Source organism: uncultured Veillonella sp., assembly GCF_934190855.1.
GTDB lineage: Bacteria > Bacillota > Negativicutes > Veillonellales > Veillonellaceae > Veillonella.
On sequence record NZ_CAKPTN010000001.1, the window covers coordinates 46,636 to 64,778 of the forward strand.

Below are 18,143 nucleotides of genomic sequence, written 5' to 3' on the forward strand. Positions count from 1 at the left end.
ATGGCAACTAAGTATATTTTCGTAACTGGCGGCGTTGTTTCTTCTCTTGGTAAAGGGATTACAGCAGCATCCTTGGGTCGTTTGCTTAAAAACCGAGGTTTCAATGTAACGATTCAAAAATTTGACCCATACATTAATATTGACCCTGGTACGATGAGCCCTTACCAACACGGTGAAGTATTCGTAACAGATGACGGCGCTGAAACTGACCTTGATTTGGGCCATTATGAACGCTTCATCGATATTAACCTTAGTAAACGTTCCAACATTACAGCTGGTAAAGTGTACTGGTCTGTAATTAATAAAGAACGTAAAGGTGACTACTTGGGCAGCACTGTACAAGTAATTCCACATATTACAAATGAAATTAAACAAAATGTATACCGCGTAGGTAAAGAGGATAACGCTGATGTAGTTATCACTGAAATCGGTGGTACAGTAGGCGATATTGAAAGTTTGCCGTTCATGGAAGCTATCCGCCAAGTGAAAAAAGAAGTAGGTCGTAACGACGTACTTTACATCCACGTTACATTGGTGCCTTACATCAATGCAGCAGGCGAGTTGAAAACTAAACCTACTCAACATAGCGTAAAAGAATTGCGCAGCATCGGTATTCAACCAGATATCTTGGTATGCCGTAGCGAAAAACATATTTCTGACGAAATGAAAGAAAAACTTGCTTTGTTCTGCGACGTAGAACCAGAAGCAGTTATTGAAAATCAAACTTGCAGCTCCATCTATGAAGTACCGTTGATGATGCAAGACCAAGGTCTTGATGACATCGTTATCAAAAAGTTAGGTCTTGAAGAACGTCCTTGCGATATGACTGCATGGAAAGAAATGGTTCACAAAATCTTGAACCCAAGCAAAGATATTACAGTGGCTATCGTTGGTAAATACGTAGCTTTACATGATGCTTACCTTTCTGTAGCTGAAGCATTGAGCCATGCTGGTATTGAAACAGATACTAAGGTACATATTCGTTGGATTGATTCCGAAGAACTTGATGATACATCTGTTGATCCTAAAGATATTTATGAAGGTATCGATGGCATCGTAGTACCTGGTGGCTTCGGTTCCCGTGGTGTAGAAGGTAAAATCCGCACAATTCAATACGCTCGTGAAAACAACATTCCATTCTTGGGCCTATGCCTTGGTATGCAATCTGCAGTAATGGAATTTGCTCGTAACGTATGTGGTATGGAAGGTGCAACTTCTAGCGAATTCGACGAAAATGCTAAATATAAAGTAATCGACTTGATGAGTGATCAAGTAGACGTAGATAAAAAAGGTGGTACAATGCGCCTTGGCGTTTACCCATGTAAAGTAGAAGCGGGTACAAAAACTCGCGAAGTCTATGGGGAAGATCTTATCTACGAACGTCATCGTCACCGTTATGAATTCAATAACGAATACCGTCAACAATTGACGGATGCTGGTTTAGTTATCTCTGGTACATCTCCAGATGGTCGTCTTGTGGAAAGTGTGGAAGTTAAAAATCATCCATTCTTCATCGGTACACAAGCGCATCCAGAACTTAAATCCCGTCCAAATAATGCACATCCATTATTCCGCGGTTTAGTAGATGCGATTTTAGAATTAAAAAAATAGACTACCATTCTACTGTTAGTAGTAAATCTGTTGTAGTACGTAAAAAGAAGAAAGATGCTCAGAAATGAGCATCTTTCTTCTTTTTTATTCATAGCGAAAAATGTTGAAAAAACATATCGATAAATTTAAAAATAACACTTGCAATATTGAATGATATTTGTTATTATATAGACAAAGATAGATATAGATATGGTGTTAAGTGCACCAATATAAATATAATCGTTACACTTTGAAACTCAAACAAGGAGGACATGACATGTCTATTATCGGTAAACAACTTCCTGAATTTACACTTGATGCTTTCAAAAAACCTGAATTGGTAAAAGTAAGCACTGCAGACGTGTTGGGTAAATGGTCTGTATTCGTATTCTATCCAGCAGATTTCACATTCGTGTGCCCTACTGAATTGGAAGACGTACAAAACTCCTATGCAGAGTTGAAAGAATTGGGTTGCGAAGTTTACTCCGTATCTTGTGACTCCGAATTCGTTCACAAAGCATGGTCCGATGCTTCTCCAACTATCAATAAAATTGAGTACTACATGTTAGCTGACAAAAAACATGAATTAGCTGACTTCTTCGATGTATTCCAAGAAGAATCCGCTATGGCTTACCGTGGTACTTTCGTAGTAGATCCAGAAGGCTTCGTACGTACAGCTGAAATCCATGACATGGGTATTGGCCGTTCCGCTGAAGAATTGGTTCGTAAAGTACAAGCTGCTCAATTCGTAGCTAAACATGGCGACCAAGTGTGCCCTGCACGTTGGAAACCAGGTAAAGACACTTTGAAACCAGGTCTTGATCTTGTAGGTAAAATCTAATTTAGAAACCTATACTTAAATGCTAGAGTAATCTAGACAACTCCTCAAATGACAAAAACACGGGCGCGCATCGTTTTCCTGACGATACGGTAAGTCCCAATACCAGATGAACCCTCTCCAATTCATCATGGTAAACCTCATATAACAAACTACAAACTATACGCAAAAGGACTGGCCTTCGGGCTGGTCCTTTTGTGTTGTCTATATCCCTTTATAAAAGTAGGAAATAAGTTCTTGCTTTTTTGATTTGAGTGGTCTATAATGAAATTAATTCCTAGTGATATACAAGGTTTTATAAATATAGTATAACAAGTGCTTTATAACATGGGGTGTGTTAGCGCACTAACTTTTACAAAGAGAGGCAGGATATATGAGGATTTCCACAAAAGGTCGTTATGCATTGATGGTTCTCATCGATTTAGCAGAGCAAGGTCAAGATAAACCCGTTTCCTTGCGATCTGTGGCGGAACGACAAGGCATTTCTGAAAAATACCTAGAAGGTATCGTAGCTCGTTTGGGTGCTGCAAACCTAGTGGATAGTATTCGCGGTAAATATGGCGGCTATCGATTATCTAAAAGCCCTAAAGAGTACACAATTATTGAAATTTTGCTTGCTACAGAGGAATCTATGGCTATCATTTCCACCCTCGATGAAGGGGTGAGTACTGATACAGTAATCAACGAACGTACCGTTGGTTTCTGGGCAGGATTACAAAACTATATTCATGATTATTTAGAAAACGTAACTCTTCAAGATGTAATTGACGGAACTTACGCTAAACTTGATACAAAATATGATAATTGGGATGGTTCTATTTAATAAGGAGTGACCACTATGTCTAAAATTGCTAAATCTTTTGTTGAATTAATTGGTAAAACACCGTTATTGGCGGCTACACGTTTTGGTGCTAAATTTGGTGCAGAAGCAAATATCTTCGCTAAATTGGAATACTTCAATCCAGGTGGCTCTGTAAAAGACCGTATCGCAGCAGCGATTATTCAAGCAGCTGTTGAGTCTGGTGAATTACAACCAGGCGGTACAATCGTAGAAGCTACATCTGGTAACACAGGTATTGGCTTATCTGCTGTTGGTGCAGCACTTGGCTATAAAGTAGTTATCGTAATGCCTGAAACAATGTCCATCGAACGCCGCAAATTGATGCTCGGCTATGGTGCTCAACTTGTATTGACTGATGGCTCTCTTGGTATGAAAGGCGCTATTGCAAAGGCTAAAGAAATTGTAACTGCTACAGCTGGTGCCATCGAAGCAGGTCAATTCGTAAACCAAGCTAACCCTACAATTCACTACAGAACTACAGGTCCTGAAATCTGGCAAGATACTGATGGTGCAGTAGATATCTATGTAGCAGGTGTTGGTACAGGTGGTACTTTAACAGGTGCAGGTCGCTACTTGAAAGAACAAAACCCTGATGTTAAAGTTGTGGCTGTGGAACCAACTGATTCCCCAGTATTGTCCAATGGTAAACCTGGTCCTCATAAAATCCAAGGCTTAGGCGCTGGCTTCATTCCAGATACTTTGGACACTAATATTTACGATGAAGTAATCCAAGTTACTAACGAAGACGCATTTGCTACATCTCAAGCATTTGGTCATACAGAAGGCGTATTGGTAGGCATTTCCTCTGGTGCAGCTCTTTGGGCCGCTCAAGAATTGGCAAAACGCCCTGAAAACAAAGGTAAAAATATTGTAGTAATTCTTCCTGATACAGGCGAACGCTATTTGTCTACAGCTTTATTCCCTGAAGTATAATAGAATATGATTGGTGAAAGCAGAGAATTTGCTTTCCTAAAATAACAAGGCCCCTCGTTTAGAGGGGCTTTTTCTTGTTTAACACACTTAGGAGTTGTTTTATGGGAATTTGATCCGGCATAAAGAAAAAGGAGCTACTAGGTAGCTCCTTTAATGTTATGGTAAGTATTTAGTTGTAATTATCTACCGTTTTTAACGATATTGTCCATCCAGTTGAATAATTCGTCTAAATCGTAGTCACCAGAATGGGTTACATCAAATGGTGTAGCCATATCTACTTTATACCCAAGGTTTTGAGCACGTGTGCCAACGATCAATGGAATTGCTACAGATGTATTGCTATCAGCTGTACCGTAGCGGATACGATAGAACTGTGCATTTGTCGCTGCCGGAGAACCGAGATAGTTCATCGGGTTCATCATAGTAACAATCTTAGCATTTTGTACGTATGCCTCTGGATTAGATGTTGTATCATGTAAAGCTGCAGTAATTGTAAAGTGGTTATTATCTGTTGTGCTTGTACCGAATAAGTTATTCTCACCAGTATCATTAAAACGGGAATCGAATGCACCTGGTTCTTTTGAACGGCTTACAAATTGGTTATAAGCTTCCCAGTTAATATCTTTGATGGTGCCTGTTTTACTATCGCGTATGAGATAGGTATGTTTAGATAAATCAGTACCTTTAGCTTGTGCCTTGTTAGCGGCTGCAACGATAAATTCTTTCACATAGTTTTTGAAAGTACCATTACCATTTTTGTCGAGTTTCAACACACGACCTACAGAGTCACGTAATTGTAAGTTATTTACGTAATCTGGGAAGTGTTCACTTAACAAATTGGAATAAGCCACATCATCAGCACTCAAGTTTACACGTTGCATTGTGCGTTTTGGAGGTGCAGGCGTACCGCCTACGTTTGCTTGTGGCAATTCTCCTGGGGTCATAGTCACTTTGTTAAAGGATGTAATACCGTTATAGTTCCATTCGTAAGCCATATCTGCCGCATCAAGGTTAGTGATAGGGGCGTACGCAGAGACCGCGTATACATTCGTTGCCGCTGTAGCTGCGCCTAATGCTTGTAAATATGGTTGGAAGTCGGAGCTGTTACCAGCAGCACCTTGTAACAAGGATACAGCACCACCAGCACTTGTACCATTTGTAATAATGCGGTTTGCATTACCAGGCATAGTGGAATCGTTGGCATGTAAGTATGCTGTAGCAGCTTGTAAGTCAACGATTACTGCTGGTGCTTTGCCGATGAAGTTACCATCGGATGCTTTGTTTGTGCGGCCACGTGTAGCTGGGGAAGCTACTACATAACCACGAGACAATGCGTAAAGAACACTGTTAGGTTTGCCATTTTCAACTTTAGGTGTCATAGCTTGGCTTGGCATGTAACCACCTACCGCATTTGGCATGAAGATAGGGGCTGTTTGCGTATTGTAACCATTTACAGTGCCGTTGTTAAAGTATTCTTCCGGTACATAAATGTTCATGTACTGTTGATCGATATCGATAGGATTAGCCACGTAAGGGATATATTCGAAGGCGCGATATTTGATTTCCTTGTTATCTACTGTTGTAGACATGGATTCATAATTTTTCACGTCGAAGGCAAGGCTAATCTTTGAAGATGCATCAGCTTGCAATGGTGGTTCCATTGGTTGGGAAAGAATATCTTTCTCTTCTGTTACACCAGATCCTTTGGTGGATGCTTCGTTACGAGCATCTACATAGGATTGAGGTAATTTACTTTCTTGAGCTTGTTGAGCTTCTGCTTCAGCTTTAGCTTTAGCTTCTGCCTCAGCCTGAGTTTTAGCAGCAGCCTCTGCTTCGGCTTTAGCTTTTGCCTCTGCTTCAGCTTGTGCTTTAGCCTTAGCTTCGGCTTCGGCTTTAGCTTTTGCTTCGGCCTCAGCTTGTGCTTTAGCAGCAGCTTCCGCTTCTTCTTTTGCTAATTGCTCAGCAGCTAAACGTTCTTGTTCCTCTTTAATCGCAGCTTGTCTTGCCATTTCTGCTTGTTGGGCCGCGATACGTTCTTGCTCTGCTTTGATAGCTGCTTCACGTTCAGCTTTAGCTTGCTCAGCCGCGATACGTTCTTGTTCTGCTTTTAGTGCGGCTTGACGTTGCGCTTCCGCTTGTTCTGCCGCAATACGCTGCTGTTCCGCTTGTTGAGCAGCGATACGCTCTTGCTCAGCCTTTAGAGCTGCTTGACGTTCTGCTTCTGCTTTAGCAGCAGCTTCTGCACGTTGACGCGCAGCTTCTTCAGCAGCTAAACGTTCTTCCTCAGCTTGTTGAGCAAGGATTCGTTCACGTTCTGCTTTTAAAGCAGCTTGGCGTTGAGCTTCAGCTTGTTCAGCAGCGATACGCTCTTGTTCAGCTTTTAGAGCCGCTTGGCGTTGAGCCTCAGCTTGCTCAGCCGCAATACGTTGTTGTTCCGCTTGTTGAGCTACAATACGCTCTTGCTCTGCACGTAAAGCTGCTTGGCGTTGAGCCTCAGCTTGTTCAGCTGCAATACGTTGTTGCTCTGCTTGTTGAGCAGCGATACGCTCTTGTTCAGCTTTTAGAGCCGCTTGGCGTTGAGCCTCAGCTTGCTCAGCAGCTATACGTTGTTGCTCAGCTTGTTGAGCTGCAATACGTTCTTGTTCAGCTTTTAAAGCCGCTTGGCGTTGAGCCTCAGCTTGTTCAGCAGCGATACGTTGTTGCTCCGCTTGTTGAGCTGCAATACGTTCTTGTTCAGCTTTTAAAGCCGCTTGGCGTTGAGCCTCAGCTTGCTCAGCAGCGATACGCTGTTGCTCTGCTTGTTGAGCAGCGATACGCTCTTGTTCGGCACGTAAAGCTGCTTGACGTTGAGCCTCAGCTTGCTCGGCAGCTTGACGTTGTGCTTCTGCAATACGTGCTCGCTCTGCTTGTTGAGCTGCAATCCGCTCTTGTTCTGCTCTTAATGCAGCTTGTTGCGCCGCACGTTGTTGCTCGGCTTGCATTGTTGCTTGACGTTGAGCTTCAGCTTGTTGTTGAGCTATACGTTGCTGTTCCTCTTGCATTGCCGCCTGACGTTGAGCTTCGGCTTGTTGCTGGGCCATACGTTGCTGTTCAGCTTGAATCGCCATTTGACGTTGTTGTTCAGCGAGAATTGCAGCTTGACGTTGAGCCTCGGCTTGTTTTTGGGCAGCCATTTGTTGATCAACTTGAACTACGCCACTTTGTTTAGCTGCTTCTTCTGCCTCTAGTTGAGCGATTCTTTCACGTTCAGCACGTTGAATATCGCGGATAGTCAATTTTTGTTTAGCTACAACGGCTTTAGTTGTCGTTGTATTAGCAACTGTTAAAGGCATAGTAGATTGTTCTTGTACAACTACAGGCGTACGTTGTACTTGTGTAGTTTGAATTTGTTGCTTCCCATCCACTTGCTTTTGTACAGTAACAGGCTCTGTTTTTCGTTGTACATTCATTAAGCTGTGCATAGCCAATGTTGGCTCCATAACAGTATTAGTTTGTTTATTAACAACGTATTGTGGTTGAGAAACCGCCATATGCTGCTGAGACAAAGCTTTTGCCGTATCTGTTACTGGTACCGGACGTACACGAGGGATCAACGGTGTTACCTTTGAAGGCGCTTGCGTTGTTACAGTTCTAACTATTTGCGCTTGCATCACCGGCTGTGTTTGCATTGGTACAATTTGTTGTGTCTGTGCAGGTGCTTGTTGTTGAGTAACAACAGTTGTTTGTGCAATTGGTGGGGTAGGCTGAGTTACTACAGGTCGTACGACTGGGGCCCCTACATTCGTAGTGGCTTGAGTCGTTGATTCAGTGGTAGTATTCGAACCTACTAAATCATTCATGTTGAGTGTAGGGGCTGCGTGGGCAACACCACCCAACGCTGCTGCTGCAAAAAATGCGGCAGTGACCTTACGTTTCCTAGATGATTTCATGAATTACTCTCCGAACTAGAATTGAAATAATAATTTATAATTTTAAAATTTATTTATATTTATATAGTTTAACATAAACCGATATATTTGTACAATTTGTGGAAATATTGATGATTACTGGATAGGCGTAAATAAGGTAAAGTTTTAAAAGTATAATTAAATTTAAAGTACACAGGATATTAAATATTGCCTTTAGTAATTTCAAGATACGTTTTCTTATGTATACATTTTTCAATATAATATGATATGCTTTTTGTAATTTAACTGAGTTTTAATTATAAAGGAGAGAGCATGTTTAGAAAATTCTTATTAGTGTGTATGGTGCTAGGTTCTTTCACCATGCAGATACAGGCTATATCGATTAATGAACTGAATGGATCACCACAGTTTAAAAATGTATATCAAAAAACCGATTCCTATCAAGGTACTTATCCAAAGGATAGGCTAATAAACTATTTAAATACTTACTCTGTAGAATCACTAGAATACGCAGCGCCACATTATAAATTAAAAGGTACTTTTTATACCGTTTATAAATATACTCGTGGCACGTTTATTACTGAATATGAAATAACGGCTACGTATAATACTAATTATTCATTAGGTTCTTTAATACATGCCAGTCAAATGGTACCGCCATCCCCATCTATGTATGCGGTTATAAAGGCAGCACAAGATGATTCTGGCATACAAATCGACTTACGAGAAGTGAAGCGATTTAATGGGGATGGTACTGAGGTTAGTAGTACAGTTCCTTTAGTACATCAAGTACGACCTTTAGATCGTAGTCGTTCAGATGAAAACCTCTTTGCTGTAGCAGATGCTATGTTTGCACTTGCATATCAGCAACATTTCGATGATATTGTCGTGAAATGAGGTGCCTTATGAAACGTTTCTTATTTTTTATGGCCCTATTATGTGTTTGGTGTATTTCTTTTAACTCTGTAAAAGCCGTTTCTAATGTGGAATTACGAGATACAAGTCGTTTTGAACATATTATATCTAAAGGTGATACTGGTGGTGGGGACGGGAAATACATTGAGTTGAGTACAATCAAAGATGTGTCCTCAAGTGCCAGTACCAAAAGTATAGAGGCTAAGATTTATGTTGTATTGCCTTCGTCTAATTTGATTCGAGAATACGCCATTCATTATGACTATAACTTAAATTATTCCTTTGCGAATTTAGTTGCAAGAATGCCCGAGTTTAAACAACAATTTCCGGATTTCTATTTAGGTGAAATATGGAATATAAAAATGGATGATTCTGGAATTATTGGTACTGTTAAGGCTCAACAGGATTACACGTTGCATGGTGAAAGTAAACCTACACAACCAGGTTATAAAGGCTACGAGCATGTTACCTTCTTAACACCTACAGACTTTGATTTTGAAAGCTATCATGTTGCAAATCGTGTTTTCAAGAAAGTATTTGGCGTATTTTATGATGATGTAATCCGATAGTGTTACATAAGAAAAGGACTAGAACTCCTAGAGTTCTAGTCCTTTTGCTATATGTACTTATTTAGCATATGTACGTTTTTGCTATATGTACTAGTATTAAACTAGCTTTTACAATTATTTTTTCAAGCTTGGTTTTACAAGTGCCAAGATGAAGCAAGCTACAACGGAACCGATTGCGATGGATGCAAGGTATAGAAGTGGGTTGCCGATTGTAGGTACTACGAAGATACCGCCGTGTGGAGCACGTAGTGTACATTCGAAGAACATGGACAACGCACCAGCTGTACCGGCACCGATGATGCAAGCTGGCAATACGCGAACTGGATCAGCCGCTGCAAATGGGATAGCCCCTTCTGTGATGAAGGAAAGGCCCATGATGTAGTTTGTGATACCAGATTTACGTTCAGCCTCTGTGAAGCGGCTAGGGAAGAATGTAGTACAAAGAGCGATTGCCAATGGTGGAACCATACCGCCTGCCATGACAGCAGCCATGATACCGTATTCGCCAGTAGCAAGAGCGCCAGTGCCGATAACGTAAGCTGCTTTGTTTACAGGACCGCCCATGTCAACGGACATCATAGCACCAAAGATAAGACCTAACAATACGCGGCTAGTAGTGCCCATGGATTGTAAGGAGTCCATTAACCAGTGGTTAAGCGCAGATACAGGAGGGTTGATGACAAAGGTAATAGCAAGACCAATGAATAATACGCCTAGTACTGGGTAGAAGAGAACTGGTTTTGTACCTTCTAATGCTTGAGGCAAACCAGATACTAATTTTTTAACTAACAATACTAAATAACCTGCTGCAAAGCCGGCAATCAATGCGCCAAGGAAACCAGAACCACCTTGGTTAGCCAATAGGCCACCAACGAAACCAGCTACAAGACCTGGACGGTCAGCAATACTCATAGCGATGTAACCAGCTAATACTGGCAACATAAAGCCAAAGGATGCACCACCAATTTGCATGAAGAATGCAGATAAAGGATTGCCAGAACCAAAGTTTTTAGGATTTGCTGGATCTAATGTATCAAACAAGAATGCGAGGGCAATTAAGATACCGCCACCAATAACGAATGGCAACATGTGAGATACGCCGTTCATCAAGTGTTTATAGATTTGACGGCCTACGCTGTCAGATGCGCTAGCAGCGATTTCAGCAGCTTCGCAGTCTGCTGCAGATGCTTGGTATACAGCTGCTGTACCAGCCATTGCTTCGGTTAACAGCTCTTCTGCTTTGTTGATGCCGTTTGCAACCTTAGTTTGAATCATCGGTTTGCCATTGAAGCGAGCCATTTCCACTTGGCGGTCAGAAGCGACGATGATGCATTTCGCATGTTTGATTTCTTCTGCTGTAAGAGCATCTTTTACGCCAGACGCACCGTTCTTTTCAACTTTTAAGGAAATGCCCATTTCTTTGGCTTTACGTTCTAAAGATTCCGCAGCCATGTAGGTATGAGCGATACCAGTAGGGCAACCAGTTACAGCCAATACATCGTAATGAGGGTTGTCTACAGTGATCTTTTCAACTGCTGCAGCCGTTCCAGCCGCTACAGCTGCTGTGCTAGCGTCAGCTGCTTCAACTTCATCTGCTTGTGGTTCTGCCGTTTTAATGAAACCTTCAACGGATGGATCAAAGTTGCCTTGTTCTTTCGCTGTTACCAGCTCCAAGAAACGTTCTACAGTTGGAGCTGCGATGAGGGCCTCTTTGAAATCAGGATCGATAACCATCATAGCTAATTGACTCAATACCTCTACATGAGTGTCAGCTGCGCCTTCTGGAGCTGCGATCATGAAGAATAAACGAGATGGTTGACCGTCGAGTGCTTCAAAGTCTACGCCGTGAGGCACAACCATAGCTGCTAGGCCTGCTTCTTTTACGCCTGCGGATTTAGCATGTGGTGTAGCAATGCCGTCACCAAGGCCAGTAGAACCAGATTCTTCACGAGCGAAAACGGCTGCTAAGTACTCACCTTTGTCGATGAGGTTACCACCTTTTTCCATTAACTCCCCTAAGGTATAAATAGCGTCAGCCTTTGTGATAGGGTCTGCATTTAGCAGGACGGATTGAGGTTTTAATAAATCAGTGATTTGCATATATGTACTCCTTGATGCAAATAAAATGTAAAACTAGTTAACTCGTACTTGTGAAAGTAATGCTTCTACTTCTACAAGTGTAGCGAGGTTTTCAGAGTAAGCGGAGGCAGAGCCACTGGAGATACCCCAGTACAGTGCCTCTTGTAGATCGCCTGTCTTTTCAAAGCCTGTAATAAAGCCAGCTACCATGGAGTCGCCAGCGCCTACAGAATTTACGAGAGTGCCCTTAGGGGCAGGGCTCGTATATACTGTGCCATCAGCTGCGACCAAGATAGCCCCATCGCCAGCCATGGAGATGAGCACATGCTGTGCACCTATCTCTTGCAATGCTTTGGCAGCTTCCACGAGGTCATCCTTTGTAGAGAGGGTACGACCAAAGATTTCACTAAGCTCATGATTATTTGGTTTGATTAAGAACGGTTTATATGGCAAGACTCGTGTGAGTAAGTCTTTAGTAGCATCTACAACAATGCGAATATTTTTATGTTGTAATCGCTCCATAATGAGTTCGTACATATCGCTTGGTAAGCTGGAAGGAATACTGCCTGCAAGGATCAATGTATCCTGCTCAGTTAATGCATCGAGCTGTGTATAGAGGGCTTCTAGTTCGTCGTCTGCGATGATAGGGCCACGGCCGTTAATTTCTGTTTCTTCGTCAGAGGCTTTCACCTTAACATTGATGCGTGTTAAACCTTCGCGCAGACGAATGAAATCTTCTTTAACACCGAATTGGTTCAGTTGTGTTACGATTTCTTCCCCTGTGAAACCGGCGATGAATCCGAGTGCCGTTGTATCCATACCGAGATTGTTGAGCACGATGGATACATTGATACCCTTGCCGCCACCGAGAACGTACTCTTGGGTGGTGCGATTAATGGTGCCCGTCTTGAGTTGATCAAGGCGTACGATATAATCGAGGGCTGGGTTAAAGGTAATGGTGTAAATCATACAAATTCCCCTTTAAGATAAATTAATGAGCCTATGATTGGTTAATCTTGTAATTAGCGTAAATTTGATTGATTTTGTAATTAACGTAAATTTGATTGCTTTTATAATTAGCGTATGATTGGTTGATCCTGCTTCCGTAGTCGCAACCAGTATAGGAGCGGTACGAGGTATAGGAAGAAGGCGAATGGTACATAGCCAGCTGTACTAGTACCCATCATAACTACAGGTACATAAGCGGCGATGTTCCATGGTAGTAAGGGGGCAATGACAATGCCGCTGTTTTCAAAGTCGAGCATCACATCTTCGTCTTGAATGCCTCGTTGTGCGTAGGTAATGCGCATAATAGAATGTGTCATCACAACCGCAATAGCTTGACTACAACCTACAGCACCTGTTAAAAAGGCGAGACCTACATTGGCAGCAAATACATCGCTTCGTGTTTTTGCTCGTTCTAATAGTTGTCTCACATCGTTCCAGAAGCCAACCCCTTCGAGCATGCCTGAAATGGCAGTGGCCATAAATATGGATAGGGTAGGGATGAACATAGTTTGTAGACCGCCGCCATGAATAATATCTGCTAGTGGATTATAATGTGGTAGCTCAAAGCCTGTTAAGGTATACCAGCCTAAGTCAGAAAGGGTAGCTCCCTGATTGGTATAAGCTAGAATTGCCGCTGCTAATGCACTAAGACCGATAGGCCAACGGATAGATACTTTCAAAGGTAACAGACCAATGACGATGATTACTGGAATCCATAAGGTCCAATTGATATTGAACACAAAGTAGATTGTATCAGACAGTAAGCTATTAGAATAGTTGAGCGGGAACCATTGCGATAGTATTAGGTAGAGAACTGTAGAAATCACAAGAGCGGGTAGACCAGACTTAAACATAATAGGAATGTTGGTCGATACCTTTGTATGCGTTAATGCTGCTACGAGAGAGGCGCTAGATGATAAAGGACCATTCCGATCACCAAAGTAAGCACCAGCAATGATGGCGCCTGCTACGATATTTTCTGGAATATTACCGGCTTTTGCCATCGTAATGAGTACAATACCTATGGTACCCACAGTGCCAAGGGCAGTCCCTAACAGCATACTCACTAGTGCTGTTAATAAAAAGGCACAAGCGATAAAGATAGAAGGATCAATCAAGTCGATACCGGTGGCAATAATCATAGGGATAATACCTGCCGCGTGCCACATGGCGATGAGCCACCCGATGAGCAGGAATATTTGCATCACCACAATAGAGGTTTTAGCTCCTGTCCATGATAGGTTTAGCAGTTCCTTTGGTTGATACCCTTTGCGGTAGAATACATAAGCCATGATGCACCATACCACAATCAAGGCGTAACCGATGGCAATGCTATTGGCTACGGCGATGATGATAATGAGTATGGATAGGAGTAAACCTATGAGGGGCTCTGTATTTTTCGGTATCAGTGAACGGCCTTGTTGATACTTTAGAAATGCATTTAATATGAGTTGTAACCACTTCATCTTAATCGATAGGAAGTTCTGTTTCGAATACTTCCTCAGCCGGGCCTGTCATGAGCACCGTGCCATCCTCCAAGTATGAAATATGCAATGTTCCTAAGTAAAGCTCTACGTCTACTTCGCGACCAGTTAAGCCTTTTTCAAAGGACATAACGGCGGAGGCACAAGAGCCTGTACCACATGCTAGTGTAGCACCAGCACCGCGTTCCCATGTGCGAACCTTAATGCGTTTGTCGTTTACTACCTCAATGTAGTTAACGTTTGTATTGGATGGGAATGCATCGTGTTTTTCAAGGATTGGGCCTTGTGTCGTAACAGGGGCTTTTGTAATATCGTCGATGAATACCTCTGTGTGTGGTACACCGAGCAATACGGAGCTCACTGTTACTGTTTCGCCGTTTACATCGAGGTCAACGTCGATAACCTTATCCATATCTACATTCATCGGAATGTCTTGGGATTTAAAGAATGGTTTCCCCATATCTACTGTAACTTGTGTTACAATGCCATTTTCGATGGTCAAGGTAGGTTTCATGACACCTGCCAAGGTTTCGATGGTAAAAGTTTCTTTCGTAGTTTCACCGTGTTCATAAGCGTATTTAGCAAAGCAACGAATGGCATTGCCGCACATTTCTGCTTCACTACCATCGGAGTTGATGATGCGCATGCGTACATCGCATGTTTCAGAAGGAACTAGGATGGCAAGACCATCGGCGCCAATACCGGTGAGACGATCGCAAAGGCGAATAGCGAGGTCTGTGTAATCTTTTTCAGTCCCTTTTGGGTCAGCAAAGAGGATAAAATCATTGCCGAGACCATGCATTTTAGTTAATTTCATAAAGTCTCCTATCAATAAGTAAGACTTTCACCATGAAGCCCGTGAAAGTCTCAAATGTATATAACTATATATTCTATATTATAACATAAATGATATTTGATTATGAGATAAAATCTTATAAAAATATGGCGAAAAAGACAAAAAATTAACCTGGATTTAGTAGTCGATAAAATTACTTAATGAGTCAAAAACAACCCATATGGGACAGGTGATAAGGCTGATAGATATTGTCTAATTACTTTATTGTTTAACGGAGAAATGATAAAATAAAGAGTAATGTAGTTTATCGTAATAGAAAGAGGAACACATATGCGAATTCAAGGGATTTCTGGATCTCGTGGCGTTGCAGTAGGCAATGTATATAGATATATTCAAGAGGAAATTGTCATTCCTGATTACACCGTGGCTGAGGACAAGGTAGAAGAGGAGATTGGCAAGTTTGCAGCGGCTATGGCGGCTACTCTAAAACAATTAGATACGATTCGTCAAAAAGCGTTAGACGAAATGGGCCCTGAAGAGGCGGCTATTTTTGAGGCGCATATGCAAATCGCACAAGATCCATCTTTGTCTGATGGTATTAAATCCCTCGTTGAGTCTGGCCATACTAATGTCGTAGCGGCTACAGCTCAAACCATTGAAACCTTTGCGAATATCTTCCTCGGTATGGAAGATCCATATATGCGCGAACGCGGTGCTGATATTAAGGATATCGGTGACCGTTTGATGCGCAACATGTTAGGTATGAACCCACGTGGTTTATCTCATATTTCTGGGGAAGTTATTTTGGTGGCTCAAGATTTGGCACCATCCGATACGGCCTCTCTCGACAAAAATGTTGTAAAAGGCATCGTAACAGCGGCAGGTGGTCCTACTTCTCATGCGGCTATCATGGCGCGCACCTTGGAAATCCCTGCTGTTATGGGCGTTGGTGATATTGAAAGCTTCGTAGATGGGGATAAAGCCGTAGTTCTTGGTACTGATGGTATCGTAGAAATTAATCCATCTGATGCGGATTGGGCTGAATATACAAATCAAGCTGCGGCATTCCAAGAGGAACTAAAACGTTTGCGTGAGTCTGCGAACTTAGAAGCCACTACGACTGATGGTCATTATGTAGAATTATTCGGCAATATCGGTAAAGCGAAAGATGCTAAAAATGCTCTTACTATGGGCGCTCAAGGTATCGGCTTGTACCGTACAGAGTTCCTTTATATGGAAAACGACGAATTGCCAGCAGAAGATGTACAATTTGAAGAATATAAAAAGGTTGCCCAAGACATGAAGGGCAAACCGGTTATCATCCGTACTATGGACATCGGTGGCGACAAGGAATTAAAATGCCTTGATTTGCCTAGCGAAATGAATCCATTCCTCGGCTACCGTGCTATTCGTATTTCTTTAAATCGTCCAGATATCTTCAAAGTACAATTGCGTGCCTTGTTACGGGCTAGTGCTTTTGGTGATATTCACATCATGTATCCAATGATCGCTTCCGTAGAAGAAGTAAAACAAGCAAATGCTATGCTTGATGAATGTAAGGAAGAGCTTACAGCAGAAGGCAAAGAGTTCAATAAGGATATTAAGGTTGGTATCATGATCGAAGTACCAGCGGCGGCTGTTATTTCTCCAATCCTTGCTAAGTATGTAGACTTCTTCAGTATCGGTACCAACGATTTATGCCAATATACGTTGGCTGTAGACCGTATGAACGAAGCTATCGGCAGTCTATATCAACCATTGCATCCAGGCGTGTTACGTCTTATCAAACATGTTATCGATGCTAGCCATGAACAAGGCAAATTCACTGGCATGTGTGGTGAGCTTGCTAGCGACCCTGTAGCTACTATGATTCTATTAGGTTTAGGCCTAGATGAGTTCTCTATGACAGCATCTTCTATTCCGCTTATTAAAAACATCTTGCGTTCTGTTTCTAAAGCAGAATGTGAAGAAGTGGCCAATAAAGCGCTTACTATGGACACCGCTGAAGAAATCACAGAATACGCTAAATCTGTATTAGCAGAGAAAGGCTTATTATAATTCGTTGTATCTTAAAAATCAGTATTGAAAATTCTAAAGATACGTATTAAGGAATTTTAAGATATTTGCTAAGTGAATCGTTATATAGTAAATAACTTTTAATATACTTGAATTGATACGCTTATAATTGATACAATATATCTATTAGAACGTAAGGGATAGGCAGGGCCTATCTATATAGAAAGAGGTTACCATGAAAGAATTAACAGTAGAAATTACAAACGAATCTGGTTTACACGCTCGTCCTGCGACAGCTTTCACACAATTGGCTGCTAAATATGCTTCCAAAGTGACAATCGCTGCTAACGGTAAAACAGCTGATGCTAAATCCATCTTAACTGTATTAACTTTAGGCGCTACAAAAGGCACATCTGTTACTTTAACAGCTGACGGCGCTGACGAAGACGACGCACTCGCTGCATTGAGCGAATTTTTAACAACTAATCACGACTAATTTGTCAGGGAAATAAAAGGGACTCTACTACGACGGTAGAGTCCTTTTATATATGGAATGTAGATAATTGTTATATAGGTTTAAACAAAAAAAGAAGAGGCGATTTAGCCTCTTCTTTATTTTCCCATGTTTGCAAAGCGCTCTACAGCCTTTGTAAAGTCGCTAATGGTTTTTTCTACGTCGCCATGCTCGATACCATCGCGTACGCAGTGGTTGATGTGACCTTCAAGGATTACTTGTCCTACCTTGTGTAGTGCAGACTTAGCTGCATTAATTTGGCTCAACACATCTTCGCAGGGAATGTCTTCTTCAATCATTCGATCAATAGCTTGCACTTGACCTAAGATTTTACGCAATCGACGATGCAGATTTTCTGAATCCATACACTGTTTCATATTACTCCTCCAATGGGCATGTTTTTTATCATCTCATTAATTATACTCTATCTAAAGACAGTAATACAACTTAATAAGTATACCTAATATGCATTAAATCTACATATATAGATTAACGCGCGGCTTTGACATGAATTATATATTGTAATTGATTGTATATATGGTGTTAAATAAATTATTAAACTAGCAAAACCATCCTATGTATTTTCTGTCATACGTACCTATTTAAACCTAGTGATATTCATATCTTCTTCTTGATTGATGTGATACAATAC

The 18,143-nt window shown here is 41.6% G+C and carries 14 protein-coding genes; 8 read left to right on the plus strand and 6 right to left on the minus strand.

Translation table 11 applies throughout. From position 1 onward, the window contains the following. The 4 genes from Q0F90_RS00230 to cysK all read left to right on the plus strand — a co-directional run bounded on the left by Q0F90_RS00230 (position 1) and on the right by cysK (position 4,202). Positions 1 to 1,611, plus strand: a complete 1,611-nt coding sequence (locus Q0F90_RS00230) for a CTP synthase (protein ID WP_296001880.1) — start codon at positions 1 to 3, stop codon at positions 1,609 to 1,611. Between the two features lie 256 nt (positions 1,612 to 1,867). Continuing rightward, the gene (ahpC, locus tag Q0F90_RS00235; protein ID WP_009352518.1) at positions 1,868 to 2,431 is read left to right on the plus strand and encodes an alkyl hydroperoxide reductase subunit C; all 564 of its coding nucleotides are present in this window, start codon (positions 1,868 to 1,870) and stop codon (positions 2,429 to 2,431) included. 370 nt (positions 2,432 to 2,801) lie between these two features. After that, on the plus strand, positions 2,802 to 3,251 hold the full coding sequence (locus tag Q0F90_RS00240; RefSeq protein WP_004698292.1) for an Rrf2 family transcriptional regulator: 450 nt from the start codon (positions 2,802 to 2,804) through the stop codon (positions 3,249 to 3,251). A 15-nt stretch (positions 3,252 to 3,266) separates the two neighbouring features. Beyond that, on the plus strand, positions 3,267 to 4,202 hold the full coding sequence (gene cysK, locus Q0F90_RS00245; RefSeq protein ID WP_296001885.1) for a cysteine synthase A: 936 nt from the start codon (positions 3,267 to 3,269) through the stop codon (positions 4,200 to 4,202). A gap of 179 nt (positions 4,203 to 4,381) precedes the next feature. Here cysK and Q0F90_RS00250 read toward each other — a convergent pair whose 3' ends face one another. After that, on the minus strand, positions 4,382 to 8,131 hold the full coding sequence (locus tag Q0F90_RS00250; protein ID WP_296001888.1) for a subtype B tannase: 3,750 nt from the start codon (positions 8,129 to 8,131) through the stop codon (positions 4,382 to 4,384). 291 nt (positions 8,132 to 8,422) lie between these two features. Between Q0F90_RS00250 and Q0F90_RS00255 the strand changes: the two genes are divergently transcribed. Beyond that, entirely contained in the window at positions 8,423 to 9,007 is a 585-nt protein-coding gene (locus Q0F90_RS00255) for a hypothetical protein (protein ID WP_296001891.1), read from the plus strand. Positions 9,008 to 9,015: 8 nt separating this feature from the next. Next, a complete protein-coding gene (locus tag Q0F90_RS00260) occupies positions 9,016 to 9,594 on the plus strand; it encodes a hypothetical protein (protein ID WP_296001894.1) in 579 nt (192 codons plus the stop codon). A 114-nt stretch (positions 9,595 to 9,708) separates the two neighbouring features. On the opposite strand, the gene Q0F90_RS00265 is transcribed toward Q0F90_RS00260, so the two are convergent. The 4 genes from Q0F90_RS00265 to dapF form a co-directional block, all read right to left on the minus strand. Then, entirely contained in the window at positions 9,709 to 11,694 is a 1,986-nt protein-coding gene (locus Q0F90_RS00265) for a fructose-specific PTS transporter subunit EIIC (RefSeq protein ID WP_296001897.1), read from the minus strand. A gap of 33 nt (positions 11,695 to 11,727) precedes the next feature. Next, positions 11,728 to 12,642 carry a 1-phosphofructokinase gene (gene pfkB / locus Q0F90_RS00270; protein WP_296001900.1) on the minus strand — a complete coding sequence of 305 codons (915 nt, stop codon included), beginning with the start codon at positions 12,640 to 12,642 and terminating at the stop codon, positions 11,728 to 11,730. Positions 12,643 to 12,749: 107 nt separating this feature from the next. Next, positions 12,750 to 14,147 carry a Na+/H+ antiporter NhaC family protein gene (locus Q0F90_RS00275; protein WP_296001903.1) on the minus strand — a complete coding sequence of 466 codons (1,398 nt, stop codon included), beginning with the start codon at positions 14,145 to 14,147 and terminating at the stop codon, positions 12,750 to 12,752. A 1-nt stretch (position 14,148) separates the two neighbouring features. Beyond that, the gene (dapF, locus tag Q0F90_RS00280) at positions 14,149 to 14,982 is read right to left on the minus strand and encodes a diaminopimelate epimerase (RefSeq protein WP_296001905.1); all 834 of its coding nucleotides are present in this window, start codon (positions 14,980 to 14,982) and stop codon (positions 14,149 to 14,151) included. A 309-nt stretch (positions 14,983 to 15,291) separates the two neighbouring features. Between dapF and ptsP the strand changes: the two genes are divergently transcribed. Both ptsP and Q0F90_RS00290 read left to right on the plus strand, forming a co-directional pair. Further along, complete coding sequence (gene ptsP / locus Q0F90_RS00285; protein ID WP_296001908.1) at positions 15,292 to 17,019, plus strand: phosphoenolpyruvate--protein phosphotransferase; 1,728 nt, start codon at positions 15,292 to 15,294, stop codon at positions 17,017 to 17,019. 193 nt (positions 17,020 to 17,212) lie between these two features. Then, positions 17,213 to 17,473 (plus strand): HPr family phosphocarrier protein, encoded by a 261-nt coding sequence (locus tag Q0F90_RS00290; protein WP_009352491.1) that lies wholly within the window; start codon positions 17,213 to 17,215, stop codon positions 17,471 to 17,473. A 116-nt stretch (positions 17,474 to 17,589) separates the two neighbouring features. On the opposite strand, the gene Q0F90_RS00295 is transcribed toward Q0F90_RS00290, so the two are convergent. After that, complete coding sequence (locus Q0F90_RS00295; RefSeq protein ID WP_004697521.1) at positions 17,590 to 17,868, minus strand: metal-sensing transcriptional repressor; 279 nt, start codon at positions 17,866 to 17,868, stop codon at positions 17,590 to 17,592. Positions 17,869 to 18,143: the final 275 nt, after the last annotated feature.